The sequence below is a fragment of the Nocardioides sp. F233 genome (genome assembly GCF_057813895.1).
Genome location: NZ_JBVASH010000003.1, coordinates 82,569 through 105,946 on the forward strand (window position 1 = coordinate 82,569; position 23,378 = coordinate 105,946).

Consider the following 23,378-nt stretch of genomic DNA (forward strand, 5'->3'; position numbering starts at 1 on the left):
GTCAGTCCTCCGTGCCTTCGAGCACGCCGTGGTCGCGCAACCACCTCGCGACCCGGGCCGCGGCGTCGCGACGGTGCGCGGGCTCGATCAGCTCGTGGCCCTCGCGCGGGTAGACGACCAGCTCGGTCCCCACTCCCGCCCGAGCCAGCTCGCCGAAGAGCTGCTCGGCCTGGGCGAGCGGGGTGACCCGGTCGAGGGCGCCGTGCAGGAACAGGGTGGGCGCGGCGCTGGAGGTGACCCGGTAGAGGGGCGAGGGCCCGACAAGGGCGTCTCGGCCGGCGGGCGAGCCGAGGTCGCCGGCCGGGTGGTAGACGGCGTCGTAGCCGCCCCCGATCGCGCTCGTCGTGACGAAGCCGAGCCAGTCGCTGACTCCCGACATCACCACGGCCGCGCGGAAGCGCGGCTGCGTCACGGCGGCCTGGGCGGACAGGTAGCCGCCGTAGCTCAGTCCCATGACCGAGGTCCGGGCGGGGTCGGCGACACCACGCTCCACCAGGTGGTCGACGCCGGCGAGCACGTCGGCCAGGTCGGCGCCGCCCACGTCGCCGCGGACCTGGGTCGCGTACGCCTGGCCGCGACCGCTGCTGCCCCGGGGGTTGGGCAGCAGGACCACGGCTCCGGCGGCAGCCAGGGGGAGGGCGAGCTGGTTGGACTCGGCCGGCGCGAACGCCGCCGACCACAGCCAGGTCGGGCCGCCGTGCAGGAGCAGCACGAGGGGCAACGGGCCGCGGGCCGCCGCGGGCCGCAGCACCAGGCCGTGCACCTCGGTCCCGTCGGGCGAGGTCCACGTCGCTCGCTCGGTGACGACCTCCGGCGCATGCTCGCGCAGCGTCGCGTTGTGGTCGGTGAGCCGCGTGGTGCCCGGCGCGTCCAGGGAGAGGGAGACGACCTCCGGCGGCTGTCCCGGCTCGTCCCAGACGGTGTACGCCGTGGCGCCGTCGGGGGCGACCGCGAGCGCGGGCTGTCCGGCGTCGCCGTGCATGCTGGCCAGCCGCGTCCAGCGACCGGTCACGGTGGCTGCTTCCCCCGGACCGGGGACGGCGATCCGACCGACCTGCACTCCGAGATCCTCCCAGCCGGCGAACCACAGCCGGTCCTCGTCGAGCCAGCCGACATCGGTGGTGTCGTCGAGGTCGGCGACGGTCCGCCAGGTGCCGGTGGACACGTCGTGGACGTGCACGACGCCCGAGACGATCGACTGACCCTCGATGACGGCGACGCGGTCGCCCGTCGGTGCGAGTCGGGGGCGGGCCAGCTGGCCGTCGGTCCGGTAGAGCTCGCGCATCGTCGCGCGGGCGGAGGTGAGTCCGTCGACGAGCAGGAGCGTGGGCCGGTAGTACCCGGCTGGAGCCGGGTCCTGGGAGGCCACCACGACGGCGCGGTCGCCGACCGCGTGGACGTCCCACGCCGACCAGCGACCCAGGTCGACGGGCGAATGGTTCACGGCACCGGCGTCGACCTCGACGCGGACCAGGCGGCGCAGGGGGAGTCCGCTGCCGCGCCGTACCTCGGGGTCCTCGGGGACGGCGCCGCGCACGCGCAGCCCGAGGTTCATGCCGTCGCGCTCGGAGCCGACGTCGGCGACCCGCAGCAGCGCGGTGCGTGGCCCGAGCGGCACGAGGTCCTCGATCGCGCCCACGAGCTCCGTGGCGACGATCGTCGAGCCGTCGCTGGCGAGCAACGAGAGCCGGGTCGGCTCGCCGTGCTCACCCAGGGTGACCACCCACAGCTCGTCGCTCCCGAGTGACCAGCGGACGAGCGTCGGCGCGGCCGGGAGCGGCCATTGCGTCGGTGCGGCGTCCGGCCGCGTCGGGTCCAGGACCTGGACGGCAGGGTCGGCGGTCACGCCGATGAGGGCGAGCCGGCGACCGGTGTGGTCGAGGGTGAGCGACGCGGGGTAGGTGAGCCCGACCAGCGCGTCGTGCAGGGAGAGAAGGCTCATGCGGGCTTGACGTGCTGGACCCACGGACCGAGGAAGAAGTACGGCCCGAAGTCCTCGGTCTGCAGGCCGGGACCGAACGCGGTCGCGGTCTTCCCCCACCACAGCGGCTGGTAGGGCACGTCCGCGGCCGCTTTGACCAGCGCCCGGCCGAGCAGGTCGCCGCGCGTGGCCGGGTCGGTCTCCGCGACCTCCTGGTCCAGCAGCGCGGTCACCTCGTCGTTGCGGTACTCCGCGAGGTTGGTGCCACCGGCCTCGGCGTACGCGCCGTTGAGCAGGAGCTGGACGTACTCGGCGGGGTCACCGGTGCCGGGGAAGTACCAGCCGAGCGAGATGCCCGCGTGCTTGCCGAGGTCCGCGATCCATTGCTCGAGCGTGATCTCCTGGACCTTCAGGTCGATGCCGATGCCCTTGAGGTTCTCCGCGAGCGTGAGCAGCGCGCGGCCGATCAGTGGTCCGCTGTTGGGGTAGGTGAGCGTCGCCGAGAACCCGTCGGGCGTGGAGGACTCCGCGAGCAGCGAGGCAGCCGCGTCGAGGTCGAATTCGACCTGCGGGATGCTCGCGTAGAGCTCGTCGACCTGGTTCTTGTCGAGCAGGCCGCCCCACTGCTCGGTCGTGGGGATCGTCAGCGCGACCTCGGCGTTGCCGCGCATCACGCTCTCCACGACGGCGGGGCGGTCGATGCAGTGGGCGACCGCGGTGCGGACCTTGAGGTCGGACCACGGGGCGACCGAGGTGTTGAAGGCCAGCGTCACCAGCGAGTTGTCGGTGGCGGTCTCGATGCTGACCCCGTCGATCGACTTCCAGTCCTGGACCTGGTTCGGCGGCACCGAGAGAGCGATGTCGACGGAGCCGTCGCGCATGGCCAGCAGCCGGGTGTTCTCGTCGGTGATGAAGTCGAGCCGGACCGTGGCGACCTCGACCTGGCCGCCCCGCCACGCGTCGTTGCGCTCGAGCACGACGTGGGAGTCGGGGGCGAACTCCGTGACGACGTACGGGCCGGTGCCCAGGATCAGCGCCTGCGGGGTGCCGACCTTGTCGCCGTGCTTGTCGAGGAAGCCGCGGCTCGACACCTGCAGCGTGCCGGGGCTGGGCACCCAGCCGAAGCCCGATGTCGGCGTCGAGAGGGTGAAGGTGATTTCGTCGTCAGCCGTCGCCTTCACCGATTTCATCGGTGCATAGGCGTAGGCCAGCGCGGAGGTGGACCCCTTGCGGCTGTTGACCTCGACCGAGGCGATCACGTCGTCGGCGGTGAGGGGCGTGCCGTCGGAGAAGGTGACGCCGGGGCGGAGCTTGTAGACGTAGGTGAGCGGGTCGGGCTGGGTCCACCCGGCGGCGAGGGACGGGGCGAGGGCGCCCTCGGCGTCGATGGCCGCCAGCCCCTCGAGGCAGAGCAGGGCGATGACGTAGTTGATGATGCCCGCCTCGCGCGTCACGTCCAGGGTGCTGATCGACGAGGGGAGGGCGACGGTGAGGGTGTCCAGCCTGCCGCCGGTCCCGGCGCTCCCCTTCTTCTCGTCCGGGGTGCAGGCGGCCAAGGCCGGGCCGGCGACGGCGAGGCCGCCGGCCAGGCCGAGTACCTGGAGGAGGCGGCGCCGGCTGAAGCCAAGGCTCTCCGACGTGGCAGGGCTGGTGGACGTGGCGCGGGCGAACGGGGTCATGGGGCCTGCCTTGGAGGAGTCGCGTTTACCAATTGTTCCCGATTGGGTTCGTACGATATACAGCAGTACATCGCTCGTCAATGAGGTGCAGGAGATTCCATGAGCCAGCAACCGATCGTCTACTCCGCCACCTGGTGCGGGCACTGCACCCGACTGAAGTCCCAGCTCGACCGCGCGCAGGTGGCCTACGTCGTGGTCGACGTCGACGAGCACCCCGAGTACCTCGACCGGCTCGCCGAGCTCAACGGCGGCTCGTGGCTGATCCCGACGGTTGAGCTGCCCGACGGCACCGCGCTGGTCAACCCACCCGCGGCGGCCGTGGTGGCGGCGCTGGCGGACGGCTCGTGACGACCTCGCCGGACCGGGCCTGGGTCCACGAGGCGGTCCGGCGGATCGAGGCCGACGCCAACCGCTCGGCCGACACCCACCTCCACGTGCTGCCGTTGCCCGAGGACTGGGGCGTCCGCATCTACCTCAAGGACGAGTCGGTGCACCCCACCGGCAGCCTCAAGCATCGGCTGGCGAGGTCGCTCTTCCTCTACGCCCTCTGCAACGGGTGGCTGGGGCCCGACAGCGTCGTCGTCGAGGCCAGCTCGGGGTCGACCGCGGTCTCTGAGGCCTATTTTGCTCGGCTGCTCGGGCTGCGCTTCGTCGCGGTGGTGCCGCGGTCGACGTCTCAGGAGAAGATCGAGCTGATCGGCTTCTACGGGGGTGAGTGCCGCTTCGTCGACGACGCCACCACGGTCTACGCCGAGGCCGCGCGGATCGCGGGGGAGTGCGCCGGCCACTACCTCGACCAGTTCACCTACGCTGAGCGCGCGACCGACTGGCGCGGGAACAACAACATCGCGGAGTCGATCTTCCAGCAGCTGGCGCTCGAGCTGCACCCGGTGCCCGCGTGGGTCGTCGTGGGCGCCGGCACGGGCGGGACCGCGGCGACCATCGGTCGCTACCTGCGGCACCGTCGCCTCGACACGCGACTGAGCGTTGTCGACCCGGAGGGATCTGCGTTCTACGAGGCCTGGCGTGACGGCGACGTGACCGTCACCGGCGCCGGGTCGGCCATCGAGGGCATCGGCCGGCCGCGGGTGGAGCCGTCGTTCGAGCCGAGCGTCGTCGACCACATGGCGCGGGTGCCCGACGCCGCGTCACTGGCGGCCATGCACTGGTGCAGCGAGGCGATCGGTCGCCTGGTCGGCGGCTCCACCGGCACGTCGGTCTGGGGCGCGCTGGTGCTCGCCGCGCAGATGCGTCGCGCGGGCGTGCAGGGGAGCGTCGTGACGCTGATCTGTGATGGCGGCGACCGCTACCGCAAGACCTACTACGACCCGGACTGGCTCGCTTCGTCCGGGCTCGACCTCGCGACGTACCGGGCCGCGCTGGACGCGTTCGTGGCCGGCCACGCCGACGACCTGCCCGTCCTGGAGCAGGCGCACCGCCCCGGATCTGTGCGAGCATCGGGTCCGACAGGAGGTGGGTGATGAGCAGTCGCCATGAGCCGCAGCCGGACCTCGCCGGGAGCGGTGCGGGTGAGGACGCGGCGAAGGAGGCGCTCGCCGGCAATGTCCGGCGGCTGCGCTTGGCGCGTGGCATGAGCCTGCGCGACCTCGCCGACGCGACCGGCTCGAGCAAGGGCCTGCTCTCCCAGGTCGAGCGTGGACTCGCGAACCCGACGCTCGGCGTGCTCACCCGGATCTCGGACGCCCTCGACGTCACGCTGCACGAGCTCGTGCGCAGCCCCCTGCTCGCGCCCGAAGTCGTCTCCGGCGACTGGGGTGACCTCGCTGCAATCGAAGACGTCGAGGTCCGCACCCTCTTCACCTCCTTCGAGCGCCGCCGTCTCGAGATCTCCGAGTCGGCCGTGCCTGCGGACCACTCCAGCTCCAAGAGCTCCCACGGGCGCGGCTCGGTCGAGTACGCCTACGTGCTCGACGGGTCGGTCGTCGTCGCCTCCAACGGTTGGAGCGTCGCTTTGTCGCGAGGCGACGGGCTGCGCTTCTCCGCGGAGTTCGAGCACGTCTACACCGGCGGACCCCAGGGCGCCCGGCTGCTCACCGTCGTCGCGTTCACCGACGACTGAGCGGACGGGGCGCCCGGGCGCCGGCTGAGAGTGCCCCGAGCCGTCAGTGGTCCTCGCCCCAGTTGGCGATGACCACCGCGATGGGAGGGAGCAGTGCCGCGACCACCGACATGGCGACGGCGGCCGTCGTCGACCACAGCCGGACCACGTTCCAGGCGAGCACGATCAGCAGCAGGCACAGGCCCATCAGGGCGAAGTACCACCGCTTGCGCCGGCGCAGCCGCTCGCTCTGCGAGCTGCGCACCTCGCTGATCGTGTACCGCTTACGTCGTCCCATCGCCTTCCACTCAACCACGTGGGTCAGGCGCCGTCCTCGGTCAGCGCGGCCGACGGCAGCCAGTCGGCCCCGAGCAGCTGGGCGAGGTCGGCGAGTCCGGTCGTGTCGCTGCCGACCGTGTCCGAGGCGGCGGCGATCCGCTCGACCATCACCTTGCCGACCTGCTCCTCGACGGTGCCCTCGGCGTACGCGATGTGCCACGGCGAGACCTGGTGGTCGCGGTGGGTACGGCCGGTCACCTGTCGTCCGGCGATGCCCGAGAAGCGCGCCTGGTGGAACACGCCGACCCGCGGCTCGGTGCTCGCCTGCCGGCCGTCGGCGAGCGTCTCGCCCGCGTGCAGGCTGATCGAGGCGACCGTGGTGAAGACGCAGACCTTCGCCTCGCCGGTCTGGAACCGTAGCCGCTCCGCCTCGGCGTCGAACCGGTCCCGGCCGTAGATCGAGGCGACCTCGATGCCGGAGTCGCGCAGCCGGTCGGCGATCGGGTCGGCGGCGGTCGCGACGAACTCGACCGAGCAGGCCACCTGCCGCTCGGCCCGGACCTGCTGGGCGATCCAGTCGACCGTCGAGTCGACGCGGATCAGCCCTGCCTTCTGCCGGAACCGCAGCAGCGCCGCCCGGCCCTTGGCGACGTTGCGGCCCCGGCGGGCGATGTCCATCTCGCGGCAGAACTCACCCCACTCGGCCTCGTACGTCGTCCGCTCGGCCGGCGTCAGCGCCACCGGCATCCCGGAGATCGGCACCGGCCCCCACGGCGCCGCCCGGTGCAGCATCGCCGGCGGCCGCTCCTCGGCGAGCCAGCCGCGCACGAGCTTCAGGTCCGCAGCCCGTCGTGCGGGATCGGTGGTCCAGGTCGCGCCGTACCGTCCCTGGTCCACCGCGACCCCGTGGCGTTCCAGCGCCTCGGCGAACGTGGCCCCGGGCTGGGTGGCCGTCGTCCACTCCTTCATCGACTCGCCGAGCACCTGCGCGTACGCCGGCGCGAGGTACGGCAGCTCGAGCGGCGTGTGGCCGGGCGTCGCGGTCGTCGCGATGACGAACGGCGCCTTGTCGTGGGGCTTCGCGTGCCCGGAGATGCGGGTCCAGTGCTTCCACCGCTTGGTCGTCGTACGGCGCAGCGCGTGGGCCTCGTCCGCGATGATCACGTCCCAGGTGTGGTCCTTGACCTTTTCCAGCCGGTCCCACGTGATCACCACCCACTCGAGGCCGCCGTCGCCCAGCGCCGTGATCGTGCGGCACCAGTGGCCGATCGTGATCGCGGCCGGCCGGTCGGCGACGACCAGCACCCGCCGCGCACCGCGAAGATCGCCGACTGCGATCGCCCCGAGCACCGCGGAGATCGTCTTGCCCACGCCGGGCTCGTCGGCCAGCAGGAACAGCCGCCCTCCCGCGGCAGCTCGTTCCGCGATCGCGTCGGCCGCCTCGAACTGGATCCTGCGCGGCTCGAGCGCATCGGTCGGCTCGGGGTTGGGGACCGGATCGTCGGGGTTGAGGGTGTTCTGGACGAACCGGCCGAGGGTGTGGGGGCCGGGCGCGTAGGGCTGGAGGTGCGTGGGAAGCCGGCTGCCGACGTACAGGTGCGTCTTGACCGCCGGGTGCCAGGTGGCGCCGTCGACCTGTGTCCCGTACGGCACGTCGAGCACCCACACCCGCTCGCCCGGCCCGGCGACCGGCAACGGCCGCGTCCCGGTCCGGCGCGGGCCGCTGCGTCGACGGGCGCTGGATCGGCGAGTGCTGGCCACTCCCGGACGTTATCGGGAGTGGACTCCCGGACCGGTGTCCGGCACGCCGTCGTACGCCGGCAGCTCGGGACCCCCGACCGCGCGCTCGATGAGGGCGGTGAAGTCGTCCATCTCGGGCCCGGCGCTCGGCTCCTTGCCCTGGCTGGTGGAGGTGAGCATGTCCACGTGCATCCGGCCGATCTGCTGGTTGGCCTCCACGTAGTCGCGCATCCGTTCCCGGTAGGCGGCGAACCCGGCCTCCGGGTCCCAGCCGGCCGCGGCCAGCTCCCCGGCGAGCAGGTAGGCGCCGACGAGAGCGAGCCCGGTGCCCGCGCCGGACATCGGCGACGCGCTGAACGCGGCGTCGCCGAGGAGCCCCACCCGTCCGGTGTGCCAGTCGTCCATCACGACCTGCGCGACCTGGTCGAGGTAGAAGTCGGGAGTGTCGTCCAGGTGCTCCAGGATGCGCGCCGTCTCCCAGCCGAAGCCGGCCATCTGCTCACGCAGCAGCCGTTTCTGGGCCGCGACGTCGCGGTGGTCGATCTCGAAGTCGGCGGCGGGGAAGGACAGCATGGCGATCGCCCTGGTGGCGTCGGGCACGGGACGCAGCCCAGCCCAGCGGCCCGCCTCCTGGTAGTCGTACATCCAGCCGTCCAGCCCGAAGTCGTTCGGCACGGTGAAGAAGGCCAGGACCAGGCCGAGGTGGCGGAGGAACTGCTCGCGCGGCCCGAACACCATGCCGCGCAGCGCCGAGTGCAGGCCGTCGGCACCGATCACGAGGTCGAAGTGCCGCCTGTTGCCGCTGGCGAAGGTGACGTCCACGCCGTCGGCGTCCTGCGTGAGCTCGGCGATCCGGTCGCCGAAGAGGTAATCGACCTGCTGGCTCGTGTCGTCGTACAGGACCTGGGAGAGGTCGCCGCGCAGGATCTCGATCTCGGAGACGTAGCCGTCGCCGTCGTGGTCGTCGGCGCGGTACGTCTCCAGCACCGTGCCCTCGGCGTCCACCGAGTAGGCGCCGGCAGTGTTCGTGCACGCCGCTCGCACGGCCGCGTCGAGGCCCATCCGCCGGATCACCTCCTTGGCCACCCCACGCGCATCCACGGCCTGACCGCCCGGCCGCAGCCCCGGCGCCTGCTCCACCACCGTCACCTCGGCACCGCGTCGGTGCAGCCAGTGGGCGAGCGCCGGACCAGCGATGCTCGCGCCCGTCACCAATACCTTGATGTCGCTCATCGTGCCCCTCTTCGTCTCGTCGGCTGACGCTGGTCTGACTGGAGGATCGGCTGGGACTCATCGGTGCCCGGAAATGGGTGAGGCCTCCCCACCTCTGGTTGCATCCTCAACCATGGTTGTGATCTGCGCCACACTGCTCTAGAACTGTCATCGGTGCCGCCCGAGGCCACTCGCTTACGCAGCCGAGTGGCCCGGGCACCACCCGCCTTGGTTCCGTCCGCACGCTGTTCGCGGCGGGTGTGGGCATCTCGGGATGGGCTGGTCGAGTCGGTCGAGTTTCGACGGACCGCCAGGCGGTGGTGCTCGACCCCACTCTCGTGGCAGATCCGGGTGGGCCGTATGCGGCGGTATGAAGCACTTCCTCCCAGTTGGACTCGAGATGGCACTAACGCCGTTTAGCCGCCCAGGCGGTCAAGTCCGAAGGGACACGACGGCTAGTTCGAGCGTGGCCAAGCGGGTGTCTGGCGCACCTGCCACTTCGACTACCTCCGCCCCTCCGGTCAGGGCTTCGTCGTCTGCGAGCTCGAGCAAGGCGTCGTTCATTGCTGAGCGGAGATCCGGATCTTCGTCCTCGGATACGTCGATGCGATGGACAGGATCCAAGTTGAGCAGGACAACAAGATCGACCTTCCTCATCGCCTCGATGCACAGGTCGACTCCGCGACGGAAATGGTCGGGCGAGCGCGTGGGTCGCCCCAGTTGCTCGAGCGCGTCTAGGTAGGCAAGGAAGTCCAACGGGCCGCGCTCAGCAATCACTGGCCCATCGGAAAGTTCGAGAAGCCGGGCGGCTGTGACCTCCAACTGCTGGAAGAAGATGCCGGCGCCTGCATCGGTCCGGTACTCGTCAAGCGTCTCGAACGGGTCCGGCAGAATCTGGAACTGCGGTTGCGCTGTCGTGAATGCCTCGATGAGGGAGGTCTTCCCGCTCGCGTGAGTTCCCGACACCACAATGATCATGTGCGGATACTACGAACGCCTTCGTGTTCGACCCCGAAGCCATGTCGACCGAGCCTGTGACGCACGGGCGCGCGGCATCGCCTCGTCCAGGGTGAGCACGGCGAGGTCATCGCTCGCGCCTCGGCAGGGGTGGGACGGAGTGCTCTGGGATCGGCTCTGCTCTCTCATCCGCCCTCTTGCGGTCCTCTCCGCCACGAGCTGAGCACGGCGATCGGCCCGGTGCATGGTGAGTTGGTCATGGCTCGGGCAGCGCGAAACGCCCGAAATCTGACCACGGCTCGGCTCGTGGCCACGCTTCGCGACGTACGGAAGCACGAGTGGCCTCCAATCCGCCGGTTGACAACAGAGGGGAGCCAGACTGACGCTCGGCATCAGGCTGGCGACAGGGCGCCCGCCAGCGTCCGATGAACATTCGCGACCACAGAAGCGTGCGGACCTCCGGCGGCGAGCAACGAGGCGAGCCTCTTCGGCCAGCACACCTCGACGCCGCGCGTGGTGAACGCCCCGCCGATCATCGGCCAGTCGGCGTCGATGAAGCAGAGGACACCCGTGATGGGGACGACGTCGTCGACGATCGACCTCACGACCTCGACCTGCGTGAGGACACCGTCGACCAGCCTGGTCCGGTCCCGGGACCCGACCATGAGCTTCTCCACTCGCGGCCGGACGAGACCGCCCTCAACCCGCAAGGCGGGGCGCTGGCCGACGTACCGCTTGGCGTCGATCACGTACACACCGGTCGGGGCGACGGCGATGTGGTCGATGTTGGCGCGGGTGCCGGGGATGCGGCGGTCGTGGAGGACGCGGAGGCTGTCGGAGGCGAGCCCGTCGAGGCGTTGGCCGAGACGTTCCTCGCCCAGGGCGCCCGAACTCCAGGCGGCGGTCGACTGCGGGTCGTTGCTGAGGGCGAGGATCAAGCCGCCGAGCTTCGGGTGCTTGGTGCGGATGCGGTCCTCGCGCTTGGCGCGGCGGCGTTCGTGCTCGCGTCGGGCGGACGCGCCCGCGATGCCGGACTCGACCGGCATCGCGGTGGCGGAGCAGGTCAGGCATCGCACGGTCCGGAGGGAGCGCTCGTAGATGGCTTCGGCGCAGGCGTCGAGAGCGGCGCCGCAGACACGGCAGGTGCCGGCGTACCGGAGCCTCATGCGCTTCTCGTCCGGAGCATCGCCCATCAGGCGACGGTAGCCACGAGTCGCGGACCGTGGGTCCGGTTCCGTCGAGCTGGGTCGTCCGGGCGTCTCGATACGCCCTCGCCCGGGGGCTCGGGCTACTCGACGAGCTTGGAGGGGACGGGCTGGCCTGTAAGCCGGGTTCTGTGATCGGCGACCATCCATCTAGGGCTGCCGTTGCCGACAGCCTCGAGCGACCTACCCGCACACTCGGACGAGCCGCCCTCGAACGTGTGCTGTCTGGTCTTGCTCCGGGTGGGGTTTGCCTAGCTGCGTCGGTCACCCGGCGCACTGGTGGGCTCTTGCCCCACCGTTTCACCCTTACCCCGCCCACGAGGGGCGAGGCGGTCTGTTCTCTGTGGCACTGTCCCGCGGGTCACCCCGGGTGGGTGTTACCCACCACCCTGCTCTGTGGAGCCCGGACTTTCCTCGGGATCCGACGCCTCACGGCGGTGGATCACGCGGTCGCCCGGCCAGCCCGTCCAGCGTCACTGTAGGGAATGTCCAGCGTCGTTGGACAGTTGAGGGGCACATGAACGAGATGCCCGAGATCAAGGTGCTGCCGCCGATCATCTTCCCGGGTACGACGGCACGCCACGAAGCGGCGTACCGAACCGCCCACGACTTCCTCTCCCGACGCGCGCCGCGCGAGGCGCTGCAGGTGCTGGAGCCGGCCCTCGAGGAGGAGCCGGAGAACCGGGGGCTGCGGTCGCTGCGGGCGTGGGCGTACCTGATGCGTGCGCAGCTGCAGAAGGCGACCGACGAGCTGACCGGGCTGGTGGCCGACGACCCGGCCGACGCCTGGAGCCGGCACGCCCTGGGGCGCGCGCTGGAGCGCCAGTCGAAGTACGACGACGCGCTGCCGCACCTGCGCCTGGCGGCGGCGATGACCGGCGATGCCGAGCACGAGTACGACGTGCTGCGGGTCGAGCGGCTGGCGGGGCGGATCTCGTGACGGTTGCTACGCAACCTCCTCGATCACCGGATAGGTTCGGGGCATGTCCGCGGACAACGAGTACTGGTTCTGCCTGACCCACCACCAGGTCGAGGGCGTGGAGGGCTGTCCCAACAAGGACCGCCTCGGTCCGTACCCCACCGAGGCCGAGGCCGCCCGGGCGCTGGAGAAGGCCGCCGAGCGCACCGAGGCCTGGGAGCACGACCCGGACTGGAACGACAACGCCGACGAGGACAAGTAGCCCCTTGGTGTTCGCCCGCCGCCGCCGGGTCCGTCCGGTGGCGATCGACCCTGCCACCGGACGGCGGATCTCGCCGTGGCCCTTCGTCGGCCTGGTGCTGCTGGTCTCGTCGTTCTTCCTGTACGCCGCCTCGGGCCTGCTCGCGCCGGCGTGGGCGGTCGTCGTCCTGCTGCTGACCTGGCTGGTCATGTTCGTGCTCTGCTTCGTCTGGTGGACCTCCCACCCGCGGTGGACGGTCGTCCTCGGGATCGTCTCGTTCGTGTGGTGGTGGGTCGCCGTTACCGCCGGCGGGATCTTCCTGGACTGGACGGCCTGAGGTGGCAGAGCCGCGGCGTCGCCTCGCGCCGGAGGTACGACGCGCACAGCTGATCTCCGTCGCCGAGGACGTGTTCGTGCGGCACGGCTACCAGGGCACGGCCGTCGAGGACATCGCGGCGGCGGCGGGGGTGACCCGCACGCTGGTCTACAAGTACTTCGCCGACAAGGACGAGATCTACCTCGAGTGCCTGCGGGCCGCGCGCGACGAGCTCGACCGGGCCGTCGTCACGGCGGCTGGGGGAGAGGTCGAGATCGAGGCGCGGCTGCGCGCCGGGTTCACGGCGTACTACGCGTTCGTCCGCGACCGGGGTACGACGTGGGAGGTGCTCTTCGGCGGCGGGGCAGCGGTCGCGGGCAAGGTGGCCGCGTCGGCTGCCGAGCACCGGTACCAGACCGCGGAGGTGATCGCCGGGTTGGTGCGCGACGCGGCCCCGCACGTCGCCGAGGAGGCCGCGTCGGCGTACGCCCACGCCATCTCGGGTGCCGCCGAACAGCTCGCCAAGTGGTGGCGCCGGCACCCCGACGTCGACCTCGCGACGATGGTCGAGCGAACGATGGACGCGCTGTGGACCGGGCTCGCGACGATCGCAGAGTGGGACAAATGACCCAGATGGGGTGACGCAGGTCACTGGAACCTGTTACACCTGCGTGCCATGCGTCGTCCCACTCCCGCCGCCTGGCTCTCCGCCCTGGCTCTCGCGGCCGCCACCCTCGCCGCGGTCGTCCCGACCCCGGACGCCCATGCCGCACCCGCAGCCACCGTCCCCCAGCCCGTGCCCCAGTCCGTGGCCCTCACCGGCCCCGAGCTGGCCGCCTCCTGGACCCCGCCGCTGAGCACCCGTGGCCGGTACGTCGTCGACGCGACCGGCAAGCGCTTCAAGCTCGAGTCCGGCAACTGGGAGGGTGCCCAGGGCACCTGGAACGGCAGCGGCGACGCCGCGGTCGACGCCAACCACAGCGCGGGCATCAATGCCCACGACATGCCCAAGGGCCTCGACCGGGTTCCGCTGGCCACCCTGATGGCCGACTTCCACAGCCTGGGCATCAACAGCATCCGGCTGCCGTTCTCCAACGCGATGCTGCACCTGACTGCACCGGTCCCCGACAGCTCGGTGGCTGCCAACCCGCAGCTGCGCGGCCTCACGCCGCTGCAGGTCTTCGACAAGGTGATCGAGGCGCTGACCGCTGACGGCTTCGCGGTCATCCTCAACAACCACACCACGACCGCCCGGTTCTGCTGCGGCCTCGACGGCAACGAGCGCTGGAACAGCAGCCAGACCACCCAGCAGTGGATCGACGACTGGGTGTTCCTCGCCAACCGCTACAAGGCCAACCCGCGCGTCGTCGGCGCCGACCTGCGCAACGAGGTCCGTCGCGACACCTGGGACGACCCGAACTGGACCACCGGCGACGACCACGACCTCTTCAGGGCCCACGCCCTGGCCGGCCGCGCGATCCAGCGCGCCAACCCCGAGCTGCTGCTGATCCTCGAGGGCATCAACTGGTACGGCATCCCGCTCGACGGCTTCGACCACGGCCGCCCGCAGCTCAAGCCGGTCGCGAACCTCTCGCACACCTTCACCCGCACCGACATGGTCGTCTACTCGGCCCACTTCTACGGCTACACCGGTCCGCGCCACACCGGCGCGACCGGCACCGGGGAGACCCACGACTGGCGCTACCGGGAGTACTCGCCGGCCGACCTCGCGCAGATCGTGCGCAACGAGGCGTTCTTCGTGCACACCGCCAACCAGCACTACACGGCGCCGGTGTGGATCAGCGAGTTCGGCGTCGGGGGCCGCGGGCAGACCAACGCCCAGGAGATGGCCTGGTGGAGCACGTTCATCGACATCCTGATCGCCAACGACGCCGACTTCGCCGTCTGGCCGCTCGTCGGGTGGACGACCAACGGCGTCCCGAACGACTCCTGGGCGCTGCTCAGCTACGCCGCCGACGGCACGCGGCAGAGCATCAACGACGAGGCCGACTGGCGACGTGCGGCGTGGCAGCGGCTCGTCGACGCGCCCTCGACCCAGGGCGCCATCGCCACGCCGGCGCGGTGGAACATGCTCGACACCGACTACGCCGACGACAACGCCTCCGCCCTCATGGCCACCCGCCCCGACTGGGACAGCGGCGCCTCCAAGGGCGCCTGCCCCGACACCGAGCGGCTCCAGGGCATCGCCCGCAGCAGCGGCCGTGCGCTGTGCACCGACCAGCGCCAGTCCCTGGTCACCGACGTCCGCGTCGTCGTCAAGGACGAGCGCTACGTGACCAACGGTGACTGGGCCTCGGGCTACAGCAAGCTGCAGTGCCCGGCCAACCACGTCGCGGTCGGCTTCAGCGAGCGCAGCCGGGCGATGTCCGGCCTGCTGTGCGCCAAGGCGAGCACCACGCTGTCGACGTCGGGTCGCAACGTGTGGCTGGACCGCGGCGACAACCGTCCCGCCGGTGGCGGCTCGACCGCCAGCGACTGGGCGCCCGGCTACTACAAGGGGCAGTGCGCCGACAACGAGTACGTCGCCGGCGTCGCCTTCACCTGGAAGTGGTCGCACGGGGGCGTGCCCGACGCGCTCCTGTGCCGACCGCTTCCCTGAGGCAGGAGTCCGGGGGCGTCAGCCGCGCTTCGCGCGGAACGCCCCCGGCCCGTTGCGCAGGCCGAGCCAGAGCGCGGCCTCGGCCCACGAGCGGCCGGGGTCGGGCTCCTTGCCGGCGCCGAGCCGGTGCAGCTGGTCGGTGTGCCACGACAGGTCGAGCGCGCCGTCGAGCTGCTTGAGGTTCGCGACCTTGCCGAGCACCGGGCGCAGCCCGGCCTTCACGTTCGAGCTCGGCAGGGTGGCGAGTCCCTCCTCGAGGATCGCGCGCGGCGCCTCGGGCAGCAGGCAGGTCGGGCGGCCCAGGCCGACGATGTCGCAGTCGCCGGACGCGACGGCGGCCTCCATGGCGGCGGTGGAGCGGAACCCGCCGGTCACGGCGATGGGTACGTCGCCCGCGAGGTCGCGCACGGAAGCGGCGTACTCCAGGAAGTAGGCCTCCCGCGCGGCCGTGGAGGCGGCCATCGTGCCCATCATCGCGGGCGCCTCGTAGGAGCCGCCGCTGATCTCGATCAGGTCGATCCCGTCGGCGACGAGCGCGCGGACGACCTCGCGGGACTCGTCCTCGGTGAACCCGCCGCGCTGGAAGTCCGCGGAGTTGAGCTTGATCCCGACGCCGAAGCCGCGGGAGGTGGTGGCCCGGATCGCCTTCAGGATCTCGAGCACGAACCGCCGACGCCGCTCGGCGTCGCCGCCCCACGCGTCGTCGCGCTGGTTGGTGCGCGGGGAGAGGAACTGGGTGACGAGGTAGCCGTGCGCGCCGTGGATCTGCACGCCCGCGAACCCGGCCTGCTCGGCGACCGCGGCGGCGGTGGCGTACCGGTCGACGATCTCGCGGATCTCCGCGTCCGCCAGGGCTCGGGGCTTCGAGGCGCCGGGCACCTTGGCCTGGATCGCGCTCGGCGCGACCGGTCGGTGGCGGCCGACGAGCGCGTTGGCCTGGCGGCCCGGGTGGTTGACCTGCATCCACAGCGGAGTGCCGCCGTCCTGGAAGCCGGACGCCCACGCGCGCAGCCGGTCGAGGTGGCGGTCGTCCTCGATGACGACGTTGCCGGGCTCGCCGAGGTGGCGGCGGTCGACCATGACGTTGCCGGTCACGACCAGCCCGTAGCTGCCGCCGGCCCAGCGCGCGTACAGCCGCTCGAGCCTCTCCGACGGCCCGCCGTCGCGCTCGCCGAGCGACTCGCTCAGGGCCGACTTCATGAACCGGTTGGCCAGCTTCTGGCCGTTGGGCAGGGCGATGGGGGAGCCGAGGTGCGTGGTCATGCGGAGACCTTCTTCCGGGATGCGGGAGCAGCAAGGGTGGCGGTGAGGCGGCGGGAGACGGCCGCGAACGGGCGCTGGTACGACGCCCCGAGGGCCCGCACGACCAGGTCGACCGCGACGGCGTCGGCGCCGATCAGCACCTTCGGCCGGCCGCGCCGCACGCCGCGAAGGATGGTGCGCGCGGCGGCCTCGGGCGTCGTACGGGTCAGCTTCTCGTTGAAGACCCGCGCGATGCCGGAGGTGTCGGCGGCGTTGCTGGCGGTGGCGTTGTTGACGATGTTGGTCTTGATCCCGCCGGGGTGGACGCAGGTGACGCCGACCGGCCGGCCGGAGATGAGCAGCTCCTGGCGCAGTGCCTCGGTGAACCCGCGCACCGCGAACTTGGCCGCGTTGTAGGAGCTCTGGGTCGGGACGCCGAACAGGCCGAAGATGCTCGACACGTTGACGACGTGGCCGTCGCCGGAGGCGGCGAGGTGGGGGAGGAACGCCTTGGTGCCGTGCACGACGCCCCAGAAGTCGACGTCGACGACCTTCTCGATGTCCTCGTAGGGGCTCTCCTCGACGGTGCCGAAGATGGTGATGCCGGCGTTGTTGACGACCAGGTTGACCGCACCGAAGTGGGCGGCGACCGCGTCGGCCCACGCGTGCACGGCGGCCCGGTCGCGGACGTCGAGCACGGTGCTGTGCGGCTGTGCGCCCTGCTTCTCCAGCAGCAGTGCCGTCTCGGCGAGGCCGTCGGCGTCCCAGTCGCTGATCGCGACCCGGGCGCCCTCGGCGACGAGCTGGAGGGCGAGCGCGCGGCCGATGCCGGACCCCGCGCCGGTGATGGCGGCGACCTTGTCCTGGAAGTCCTTCATGGCCGGGAACCTAGTTCCCAGTCAGGTGACTTGACAAGTCACCTGACTTGCAAAGTCGGCGAGACCTGCGCCACGATCGGCCCATGGCAGCGGCGACGAGGGCGACGGCGACAGCGGGGCGACGGCAGGTCGACCGCCGCGCCGCGACCACCGAGCGCCTCCTCGACGCGACCATCGAGTGCCTCGCCGAGGACGGGTACGTCGCCACGACCACCCGTCGCGTCGCCGAGCGCGCGGGCGTGAGCCAGGGCGCCCAGCAGCACTACTTCCCGACCAAGGCCGCCCTCGTCGACGCCGCGATGCTGCGCCTCGTCGAGCAGCTCCTCGCCGACGCCGCCACTCGCGGCCTCGACGTCGGTACCGAGCAGGAGCGGGCCGGAGCACTGCTCGACATGATCTGGGAGATCCACAACCTCCCGGTCACACCGGCGGTGCTCGAGCTGTTCAACGTGGCGCGCACCGAGCCGGTGCTGGCAGCGCGGGTCGCCGAGATCGTGTGCAGCGGCATGAGCGAGATCCAGGGGATCGCGGCCGCGCTGCTGCCGTCGTACGCCGGCCGGGAGGGGTTCGCCGACCTCATCCAGATCGCGATGGCCACCGTCCGCGGCACCGTCGTGGTCGCCAACATCCCCGGCGCCGCGGACGCGTACCCGGGCTGGCCGGTGCTGCGCGCCCACCTCCTCGCGAGCCTGGAGCGGCTAGGCTCACCCGCATGACCTCCCGGAACCACTAGGACTCCGCTGCGGCCGGTCGCCTCGCGCCGGCCGCGTCCTCGGCGTCCCCTCACCCCTTCTGTTCCGGAGGATCCCATGTCCGGCGTCACCGACGCCGGGAGCACCCGCCTGCTTCTCGCCGGCCCCGCGGTCGCGCGCACCTTCGCGTGCGCGCTGCTCGGCCGGCTGGCGTACGGCGTGCTCCCGCTCTGCTTCCTGTTCACCGTCCGCGACGCGACCGGCTCGTTCGCGATCGCGGCCACCTGCTCGGCGACCCTCGGGCTCGCCACCCTCGTCATGCCCGTCCAGGCCCGGCTGCTTGACCGGCTCGGCCAGCACCGGGTGCTGCCCGTCGCGGCCTCGTGCTGGTCGGTCCTGCTCGTCTGTGCGGTTGCGCTGACGCACGGCGACCACCCGGCCCTCGTCTGGCTCGGGCTGTCGCTGCTGCTCGGCGTCTGCGGGCCGCTGCTCGGGCCGTCGATGCGTGCGCAGTGGCGCGAGATCGCACCCGAGGGCCCACAGCGCCGCCGGGCATACGCGCTGGACTCGGTCGGCGAGGAGTCGCTGTACCTGGTCGGGCCGATCGTCGCCGGCGCTGTCCTGGCCGTCGGCCCCGCCTGGGCCGGGCTGCTCGTCGCGGCCGGGCTGGTCTGGTGCGGCACGCTCGCGCTGGTCACCTCGCCGTACGGGCCGGCGGCCCGGGCGGTCGTCGCCGCTCCCGCCTCGCGCCGGAGCGGACCTGCTGGGCTGAGCGGGCTGGTCCTCGCGCTGCTGCTGTTCGGCGCCGGCAGCGCGGCCACCTTCGTCGGCATCGCCGCCCTGGCCGTCCGGGCCGGCCGACCCGGACTCGCCGGGCCCGTCGAGGCGGCGCTCGCCGTCGGTGCGGTGACCGGCGGGCTGCTCTGGGCCCGGCGCGGCCGTAGCCATCCCGCCGACCGGGTGCTCGCGCTGCTGGTCGCCGGTCTCGCCCTCGCCCAGCTCACTGTCGCCCTCGCCGGCAGCCTGCTGGTGGCCGCCGTCGTGCTCGCGGTCGGCGGCCTGGCCACCTCGCCGGTCTTCGTGGTCGCCTACGCCGCCGTCGACGAGCGGGTCCCGGCCGGTCGTCGTACCGAGATGTCGACCTGGGTCAACGTCGGCGTCAACAGCGGCGGCGCACTCGGTACGGCGGGCGCCGGGCTGCTCGCCGGCGGGGGAGCGGCGCTGCCGTTCCTCCTCGCCGCCGGGCTCTCGGCCGGCGCTGCCGGGGTCGCGCTGGCGTGGGGCAGGATGTCCCCATGGCCATCCACATCACCGACGACGCCGCCGCCGACGAGCTCCTGAGCTCCAACCCGTTCGCGCTGCTCGTGGGGATGATGCTCGACCAGCAGTACCCGATGGAGCACGCCTTCATGGGCCCGCAGAAGGTCGTCAGCCGGTTCGGGAGCTTCGACCCGGCGGCGATCGCGACCGCCGACCCGGAGGAGTTCGCGGCGCTGTGCTCGACCACGCCGGCGATCCACCGGTTCCCGGGCTCGATGGCGGCGCGGCTGCAGGAGCTGGCGCGCATCGTCGTGGAGCAGTACGACGGCGACGCCTCGCGGCTGTGGTCGGAGGCTGCCGACGGGAAGGACCTGCTCAAGCGGATCCAGGCGCTGCCCGGGTTCGGGGCGCAGAAGGCCAAGATCTTCACAGCGCTGGTGGCCAAGCAGCTCGACGTACGGCCGACCGGGTGGGAGAAGGCGGCGGGCGACTACGCGCTCGACGGCTTCCGCTCGGTCGCCGACGTGGTCGACACGGTGTCGCTGCAGAAGGTGCGCGACCACAAGAAGGCGGCCAAGGCCGCCGCCAAGGCGAAGGCGTAGCGCGAGCGCGTTCCTGAACGCGCGCCAAGCCGCCGCTGAACAGGCCCTGAACGCCCCGATGCGCAAGGGGCTGGGACCCCCGTGGCAGAATGACCGCAGCGGTCTTGACACCTCCGGTCTTTGCCGCGCCCTAGAACCGTCAGCATCGAGAGGTGTTCGTGTCCTCGAACCATCGTTCGGTCCCGCCCGCCCTGCTCAGCCACCCGTCGATCGCCGCGCTCATCGAGCGCGCCGAGCCGGTCGGCCGGGTCGCCGCGGAGGACCTCCGCCAGGCATTCGCCGCCGCTGAGGTCGCCCCGGCCCAGCTCAAGGGCCTGATGGCCCACCTGTCGGGTCTCGGCATCTCCGTCGAGCTCGGCGCGCCCGTCGAGCAGCGCGCGGTCGCCGCGGCCGCACGCAAGACGGCGTCGGCGACCGCGACCACCGCCAAGAAGGCGGCCCCGGCACCGGCCAAGAAGGCCGCGCCCGCCCCGGCGCCGAAGGCCCCGGCGAAGAAGGCGGCGGCCGCGAAGGCGGCCGACGAGGACGCTTCGGTCGACCCCGGCGAGGTCGAGGCCGCTCCGGTCGTCGGCCCCGACGGCAAGAAGGTCCTGGCCGACATCCCCGACGAGCAGTTCGAGAAGGACGTCGCCGCGGACCCGACGATCAAGGAGGACGAGAAGAACGCGTCCTTCATCGTCTCCTCCGCCGACGAGACCGACGAGCCCGCTCAGCAGGTCATGGTCGCCGGCGCGACCGCGGACCCGGTCAAGGACTACCTCAAGCAGATCGGCAAGGTGCCGCTCCTCAACGCCGAGATGGAGGTCGAGCTCGCCAAGCGGATCGAGGCCGGCCTGTTCTCGGACGAGAAGCTCGGCAAGGGCGGCAAGCTCTCGCCGAAGGTGCAGGAGGAGCTCGAGTGGATCGCGGAGGACGGTCGCCGCGCCAAGAACCACCTGCTCGAGGCCAACCTGCGACTCGTCGTGTCCCTCGCCAAGCGCTACACCGGCCGCGGCATGCTGTTCCTGGACCTGATCCAGGAGGGCAACCTCGGTCTGATCCGCGCGGTCGAGAAGTTCGACTACACCAAGGGCTACAAGTTCTCGACGTACGCCACCTGGTGGATCCGGCAGGCGATCACCCGCGCCATGGCCGACCAGGCCCGCACCATCCGCATCCCGGTGCACATGGTCGAGGTGATCAACAAGCTCGCCCGCGTCCAGCGCCAGATGCTGCAGGACCTCGGTCGCGAGCCCACCCCGGAGGAGCTCGCCAAGGAGCTCGACATGACCCCGGAGAAGGTCGTCGAGGTCCAGAAGTACGGCCGTGAGCCGATCTCGCTGCACACCCCGCTGGGCGAGGACGGCGACTCCGAGTTCGGTGACCTGATCGAGGACTCCGAGGCCATCGTCCCGGCCGACGCGGTGTCGTTCACCCTCCTGCAGGAGCAGCTGCACGCCGTCCTCGACACGCTCTCCGAGCGCGAGGCGGGCGTCGTCTCGATGCGCTTCGGCCTGACCGACGGCCAGCCGAAGACGCTCGACGAGATCGGCAAGGTCTACGGCGTCACGCGCGAGCGGATCCGCCAGATCGAGTCGAAGACGATGTCCAAGCTGCGACACCCGTCGCGCTCGCAGGTCCTGCGCGACTACCTCGACTGACAGCTCCACCTGCGGCGGCCCCACCGGATCCCGGTGGGGCCGCTGCCGTTTTCGGCGAGACCTCTGGACAACTCGTGGTCCCCTCCGTCACGCTGGGCGCGCCGCAAAACCTGAGGAGTGTTCATGTTTGCTCGCGCCGTCGCCCTGGCCGTCCTCGCGCCCGTGCTCGCCCTGCCCGTCGTGCCCCGCGCCGATGCCGTCGAGCCCGACCCGACGCCGGTCACGAGCGCGACCAGCGCGACCAGCGAGATCCGCACCCCGCTGCGCGTCGACGGCCGCCGCCTGCGCGACGCCGACGGGCGCGACGTCTTGCTGCGCGGCATCAACCTGGGCCGCAAGAGCGCGCCGTTCCTGCCCGACGTCACCGACGCCGACTTCGCCCGGATCCGCAGCCTCGGCCTCAACCACCTGCGGCTCTACACCTCGTGGGAGGCCGTGATGCCGAGTCCGGGGCAGGTCGACACGGCGTACCTCGCCCGCTTCCGTGATCTCGTCGATCGGGCCGCGGCCGCGGGCCTGCTGGTGACCGTCGACATGCACCAGGACGTCTACGGCCGGCCGGTGGGCGGCGGCGCGCCGCAGTGGGCCTACCGTCCCGGCCTGTGCCCGATGCTGCCGCTCGCGCAGCTGACCGGCGCCTGGGGAGCCGACTACTTCTCGCCGGCCGTCGACTGCGCGTTCACCGCCTTCTGGACCTCCGCGGACCTCCAGCGCTCGTTCACCGACGCCTGGGTCGCGGTCGCTCGAGCGGTGGGCGACGCCCCCAACGTGGTCGGCTACGACCTCTTCAACGAGCCGTTCCCCGGTCTGCTGCCGCCCGTCGTCTTCGAGACGATGTACCTGTTCCCGAGCCAGGGTCGCTGGCTCAAGGCGATCCGCACCGTCGACCCGGACGCCGTCGGCTTCATCGAGCCCAACGTGATCAAGTCCGAGACCGTCGTCGAGATCCCGCCGGTCGGCATGATGCCGCCGAACTCGGTCTACTCGCCGCACCTGTACGGCCCCTGGGACCTGACCGCCGACGTCGCGCTGCTCGAGAAGACCCGGATCCTCGCCGACGCCTCGGTCGCCTCCTCGCGCCTGGCCGCATCGCTGGCCGGCGTCCCGCTGTGGATCGGGGAGTGGGGCGTCTTCTCCGGGGCCGGGGGCGCCGCCGGGTACGTCGACCACGTCTACGACATGGCCGACAGCGCCCTGGCCGGAGCGGCTCTGTGGGAGTACACGTCCCCCGGCTACGGTCCGTTCCGCGCCGACGGCGGCCCGACCCCGATCCACGACGCCGTCCGGCGGCCGTACCCGCAGGCCGTGCCCGGCACGTTGACCAAGGTCCACTACGACAGCGCCACCAGTGCGCTGGACGTGGCGTGGACCGGCGGCGCCGGCGGTACGGCGTCCCTCCAGGTCCCGGCCGGCACCTACCCGGGCGGCATCCAGGTCAGCGGCGCCACCGCCTGGACCTGGGACCCGGCCACCGGCGTGCTGGACGCCACGGTCGCGCCGGGGGCGGGCGTGCTGCGCGTCGTACCCCAGGGCTGAGTGGGGTCCCTGGGTCCGACCGGCAGACCGTGAAAAAGGCCGAGGCCCCGAGCTGGTGCTCGGGGCCTCGGCGCAGGTCCGGGTCAGTCGGCGACGGGCGCCGGCTTGTCGGTCAGCTTGTGGGTCTCGTCGTGGAACGCCACCGCGATGTCCTTGAGCGCATCTCCGTGCTCGCGGGCGTGGTGCGCGCAGAAGAGCAGCTCTCCGCCGGACGTGAGCTCTACGCGGAGGTAGGCCTGGGCGCCACAACGGTCGCAGCGGTCCTCCGCGGTCAGCGTGGCGCTGGGAGCAACAGCAGTCGTCATCTCGGGGCCTCTCTTTCGTGCGATCACCACCCTCAGCGGGTGGACGTCCGGATCAACGTAGCGACTGGATCAAAG

23 protein-coding genes and 1 other RNA gene are annotated in these 23,378 nt (G+C 71.8%); 13 read left to right on the forward strand and 11 right to left on the reverse strand.

Translation table 11 applies throughout. From position 1 onward, the window contains the following. Position 1: 1 nt before the first annotated feature. Together ACZYRU_RS11755 and ACZYRU_RS11760 are read right to left on the reverse strand one after the other, a co-directional pair. On the reverse strand, positions 2–1,942 hold the full coding sequence (locus ACZYRU_RS11755; protein WP_488957281.1) for an alpha/beta hydrolase family protein: 1,941 nt from the start codon (positions 1,940–1,942) through the stop codon (positions 2–4). Next, the gene (locus tag ACZYRU_RS11760) at positions 1,939–3,600 is read right to left on the reverse strand and encodes an ABC transporter substrate-binding protein (RefSeq protein WP_488957282.1); all 1,662 of its coding nucleotides are present in this window, start codon (positions 3,598–3,600) and stop codon (positions 1,939–1,941) included. The genes ACZYRU_RS11755 and ACZYRU_RS11760 overlap by 4 nt, the downstream gene beginning before the upstream one ends. A 99-nt stretch (positions 3,601–3,699) precedes the next feature. Between ACZYRU_RS11760 and ACZYRU_RS11765 the strand changes: the two genes are divergently transcribed. The 3 genes from ACZYRU_RS11765 to ACZYRU_RS11775 are packed head-to-tail and all read left to right on the forward strand — an operon-like array spanning position 3,700 to position 5,680. Next, positions 3,700–3,948: a glutaredoxin family protein gene (locus ACZYRU_RS11765; RefSeq protein ID WP_488957283.1), complete on the forward strand. Its 249-nt coding sequence runs from the start codon at positions 3,700–3,702 to the stop codon at positions 3,946–3,948. Beyond that, complete coding sequence (locus ACZYRU_RS11770) at positions 3,945–5,081, forward strand: PLP-dependent cysteine synthase family protein (RefSeq protein WP_488957284.1); 1,137 nt, start codon at positions 3,945–3,947, stop codon at positions 5,079–5,081. The genes ACZYRU_RS11765 and ACZYRU_RS11770 overlap by 4 nt, the downstream gene beginning before the upstream one ends. Continuing rightward, positions 5,081–5,680 carry a helix-turn-helix domain-containing protein gene (locus ACZYRU_RS11775; RefSeq protein ID WP_488957285.1) on the forward strand — a complete coding sequence of 200 codons (600 nt, stop codon included), beginning with the start codon at positions 5,081–5,083 and terminating at the stop codon, positions 5,678–5,680. Before ACZYRU_RS11770 ends, ACZYRU_RS11775 begins: the two co-directional genes overlap by 1 nt. Positions 5,681–5,723: 43 nt before the next feature. On the opposite strand, the gene ACZYRU_RS11780 is transcribed toward ACZYRU_RS11775, so the two are convergent. The 6 genes from ACZYRU_RS11780 to rnpB all read right to left on the reverse strand — a co-directional run bounded on the left by ACZYRU_RS11780 (position 5,724) and on the right by rnpB (position 11,518). Further along, on the reverse strand, positions 5,724–5,975 hold the full coding sequence (locus ACZYRU_RS11780; protein WP_488957286.1) for a DUF3099 domain-containing protein: 252 nt from the start codon (positions 5,973–5,975) through the stop codon (positions 5,724–5,726). A gap of 5 nt (positions 5,976–5,980) precedes the next feature. After that, on the reverse strand, positions 5,981–7,699 hold the full coding sequence (locus ACZYRU_RS11785) for a DEAD/DEAH box helicase (RefSeq protein ID WP_488957287.1): 1,719 nt from the start codon (positions 7,697–7,699) through the stop codon (positions 5,981–5,983). 9 nt (positions 7,700–7,708) lie between these two features. After that, positions 7,709–8,911, reverse strand: a complete 1,203-nt coding sequence (locus tag ACZYRU_RS11790) for an FAD-dependent monooxygenase (RefSeq protein ID WP_488957288.1) — start codon at positions 8,909–8,911, stop codon at positions 7,709–7,711. Positions 8,912–9,322: 411 nt separating this feature from the next. Beyond that, positions 9,323–9,868 (reverse strand): AAA family ATPase, encoded by a 546-nt coding sequence (locus ACZYRU_RS11795; protein ID WP_488957289.1) that lies wholly within the window; start codon positions 9,866–9,868, stop codon positions 9,323–9,325. Between the two features lie 371 nt (positions 9,869–10,239). Continuing rightward, on the reverse strand, positions 10,240–11,040 hold the full coding sequence (locus ACZYRU_RS11800; protein WP_488957290.1) for a nuclease-related domain-containing protein: 801 nt from the start codon (positions 11,038–11,040) through the stop codon (positions 10,240–10,242). Positions 11,041–11,154: 114 nt separating this feature from the next. After that, positions 11,155–11,518, reverse strand: an RNA gene (gene rnpB, locus ACZYRU_RS11805) — RNase P RNA component class A. A 51-nt stretch (positions 11,519–11,569) separates the two neighbouring features. Here rnpB and ACZYRU_RS11810 point away from each other — a divergent pair. Genes ACZYRU_RS11810 through ACZYRU_RS11830 form a run of 5 tightly spaced genes read left to right on the forward strand, consistent with a single transcriptional unit; the run spans position 11,570 to position 15,148 of the window. Further along, the gene (locus ACZYRU_RS11810) at positions 11,570–11,992 is read left to right on the forward strand and encodes a tetratricopeptide repeat protein (protein ID WP_488957291.1); all 423 of its coding nucleotides are present in this window, start codon (positions 11,570–11,572) and stop codon (positions 11,990–11,992) included. A gap of 43 nt (positions 11,993–12,035) precedes the next feature. Next, a complete protein-coding gene (locus ACZYRU_RS11815; RefSeq protein ID WP_488957292.1) occupies positions 12,036–12,233 on the forward strand; it encodes a hypothetical protein in 198 nt (65 codons plus the stop codon). Between the two features lie 37 nt (positions 12,234–12,270). Beyond that, positions 12,271–12,549, forward strand: coding sequence for a hypothetical protein (locus ACZYRU_RS11820; protein ID WP_488957293.1), 279 nt, complete (start codon positions 12,271–12,273; stop codon positions 12,547–12,549). A 1-nt stretch (position 12,550) separates the two neighbouring features. Next, positions 12,551–13,156, forward strand: coding sequence for a TetR/AcrR family transcriptional regulator (locus tag ACZYRU_RS11825; protein WP_488957294.1), 606 nt, complete (start codon positions 12,551–12,553; stop codon positions 13,154–13,156). A 48-nt stretch (positions 13,157–13,204) separates the two neighbouring features. Next, a complete protein-coding gene (locus ACZYRU_RS11830; RefSeq protein ID WP_488957295.1) occupies positions 13,205–15,148 on the forward strand; it encodes a glycoside hydrolase family 5 protein in 1,944 nt (647 codons plus the stop codon). A gap of 18 nt (positions 15,149–15,166) precedes the next feature. On the opposite strand, the gene ACZYRU_RS11835 is transcribed toward ACZYRU_RS11830, so the two are convergent. Together ACZYRU_RS11835 and ACZYRU_RS11840 are read right to left on the reverse strand one after the other, a co-directional pair. Then, the gene (locus tag ACZYRU_RS11835) at positions 15,167–16,411 is read right to left on the reverse strand and encodes an NADH:flavin oxidoreductase/NADH oxidase family protein (protein ID WP_488957296.1); all 1,245 of its coding nucleotides are present in this window, start codon (positions 16,409–16,411) and stop codon (positions 15,167–15,169) included. Further along, the gene (locus tag ACZYRU_RS11840; protein ID WP_488957297.1) at positions 16,408–17,268 is read right to left on the reverse strand and encodes an SDR family NAD(P)-dependent oxidoreductase; all 861 of its coding nucleotides are present in this window, start codon (positions 17,266–17,268) and stop codon (positions 16,408–16,410) included. Before ACZYRU_RS11840 ends, ACZYRU_RS11835 begins: the two co-directional genes overlap by 4 nt. Positions 17,269–17,351: 83 nt before the next feature. Between ACZYRU_RS11840 and ACZYRU_RS11845 the strand changes: the two genes are divergently transcribed. The 5 genes from ACZYRU_RS11845 (at position 17,352) to ACZYRU_RS11865 (ending at position 22,998) form a co-directional block, all read left to right on the forward strand. After that, positions 17,352–17,984 carry a TetR/AcrR family transcriptional regulator gene (locus ACZYRU_RS11845; protein ID WP_488957298.1) on the forward strand — a complete coding sequence of 211 codons (633 nt, stop codon included), beginning with the start codon at positions 17,352–17,354 and terminating at the stop codon, positions 17,982–17,984. 93 nt (positions 17,985–18,077) lie between these two features. Further along, a complete protein-coding gene (locus ACZYRU_RS11850; protein ID WP_488957299.1) occupies positions 18,078–19,301 on the forward strand; it encodes an MFS transporter in 1,224 nt (407 codons plus the stop codon). After that, positions 19,256–19,822, forward strand: a complete 567-nt coding sequence (locus ACZYRU_RS11855) for an HhH-GPD-type base excision DNA repair protein (protein WP_488957300.1) — start codon at positions 19,256–19,258, stop codon at positions 19,820–19,822. The genes ACZYRU_RS11850 and ACZYRU_RS11855 overlap by 46 nt, the downstream gene beginning before the upstream one ends. A 152-nt stretch (positions 19,823–19,974) precedes the next feature. Continuing rightward, positions 19,975–21,462 (forward strand): RNA polymerase sigma factor, encoded by a 1,488-nt coding sequence (locus tag ACZYRU_RS11860; protein ID WP_488957301.1) that lies wholly within the window; start codon positions 19,975–19,977, stop codon positions 21,460–21,462. Positions 21,463–21,585: 123 nt separating this feature from the next. Continuing rightward, the gene (locus tag ACZYRU_RS11865; protein ID WP_488957302.1) at positions 21,586–22,998 is read left to right on the forward strand and encodes a cellulase family glycosylhydrolase; all 1,413 of its coding nucleotides are present in this window, start codon (positions 21,586–21,588) and stop codon (positions 22,996–22,998) included. An 83-nt stretch (positions 22,999–23,081) separates the two neighbouring features. Here the strand turns inward: ACZYRU_RS11865 and ACZYRU_RS11870 are convergent, their stop codons facing one another. Then, the gene (locus tag ACZYRU_RS11870; RefSeq protein WP_488957303.1) at positions 23,082–23,303 is read right to left on the reverse strand and encodes a DUF7455 domain-containing protein; all 222 of its coding nucleotides are present in this window, start codon (positions 23,301–23,303) and stop codon (positions 23,082–23,084) included. Positions 23,304–23,378: the final 75 nt, after the last annotated feature.

Excerpts from the sequence above, each read along its gene's own strand:
- ACZYRU_RS11755 (WP_488957281.1), bottom strand. The coding sequence starts at position 1,942 with ATGAGCCTTCTCTCCCTGCACGACGCGCTGGTCGGGCTCACCTACCCC.
- ACZYRU_RS11760 (WP_488957282.1), bottom strand. The coding sequence starts at position 3,600 with ATGACCCCGTTCGCCCGCGCCACGTCCACCAGCCCTGCCACGTCGGAG.
- ACZYRU_RS11765 (WP_488957283.1), top strand. The coding sequence starts at position 3,700 with ATGAGCCAGCAACCGATCGTCTACTCCGCCACCTGGTGCGGGCACTGC.
- ACZYRU_RS11775 (WP_488957285.1), top strand. The coding sequence starts at position 5,081 with ATGAGCAGTCGCCATGAGCCGCAGCCGGACCTCGCCGGGAGCGGTGCG.
- ACZYRU_RS11790 (WP_488957288.1), bottom strand. The coding sequence starts at position 8,911 with ATGAGCGACATCAAGGTATTGGTGACGGGCGCGAGCATCGCTGGTCCG.
- ACZYRU_RS11795 (WP_488957289.1), bottom strand. The coding sequence starts at position 9,868 with ATGATCATTGTGGTGTCGGGAACTCACGCGAGCGGGAAGACCTCCCTC.
- ACZYRU_RS11800 (WP_488957290.1), bottom strand. The coding sequence starts at position 11,040 with ATGGGCGATGCTCCGGACGAGAAGCGCATGAGGCTCCGGTACGCCGGC.
- ACZYRU_RS11810 (WP_488957291.1), top strand. The coding sequence starts at position 11,570 with ATGAACGAGATGCCCGAGATCAAGGTGCTGCCGCCGATCATCTTCCCG.
- ACZYRU_RS11815 (WP_488957292.1), top strand. The coding sequence starts at position 12,036 with ATGTCCGCGGACAACGAGTACTGGTTCTGCCTGACCCACCACCAGGTC.
- ACZYRU_RS11830 (WP_488957295.1), top strand. The coding sequence starts at position 13,205 with ATGCGTCGTCCCACTCCCGCCGCCTGGCTCTCCGCCCTGGCTCTCGCG.
- ACZYRU_RS11835 (WP_488957296.1), bottom strand. The coding sequence starts at position 16,411 with ATGACCACGCACCTCGGCTCCCCCATCGCCCTGCCCAACGGCCAGAAG.
- ACZYRU_RS11840 (WP_488957297.1), bottom strand. The coding sequence starts at position 17,268 with ATGAAGGACTTCCAGGACAAGGTCGCCGCCATCACCGGCGCGGGGTCC.
- ACZYRU_RS11845 (WP_488957298.1), top strand. The coding sequence starts at position 17,352 with ATGGCAGCGGCGACGAGGGCGACGGCGACAGCGGGGCGACGGCAGGTC.
- ACZYRU_RS11850 (WP_488957299.1), top strand. The coding sequence starts at position 18,078 with ATGTCCGGCGTCACCGACGCCGGGAGCACCCGCCTGCTTCTCGCCGGC.
- ACZYRU_RS11855 (WP_488957300.1), top strand. The coding sequence starts at position 19,256 with ATGGCCATCCACATCACCGACGACGCCGCCGCCGACGAGCTCCTGAGC.
- ACZYRU_RS11865 (WP_488957302.1), top strand. The coding sequence starts at position 21,586 with ATGTTTGCTCGCGCCGTCGCCCTGGCCGTCCTCGCGCCCGTGCTCGCC.
- ACZYRU_RS11870 (WP_488957303.1), bottom strand. The coding sequence starts at position 23,303 with ATGACGACTGCTGTTGCTCCCAGCGCCACGCTGACCGCGGAGGACCGC.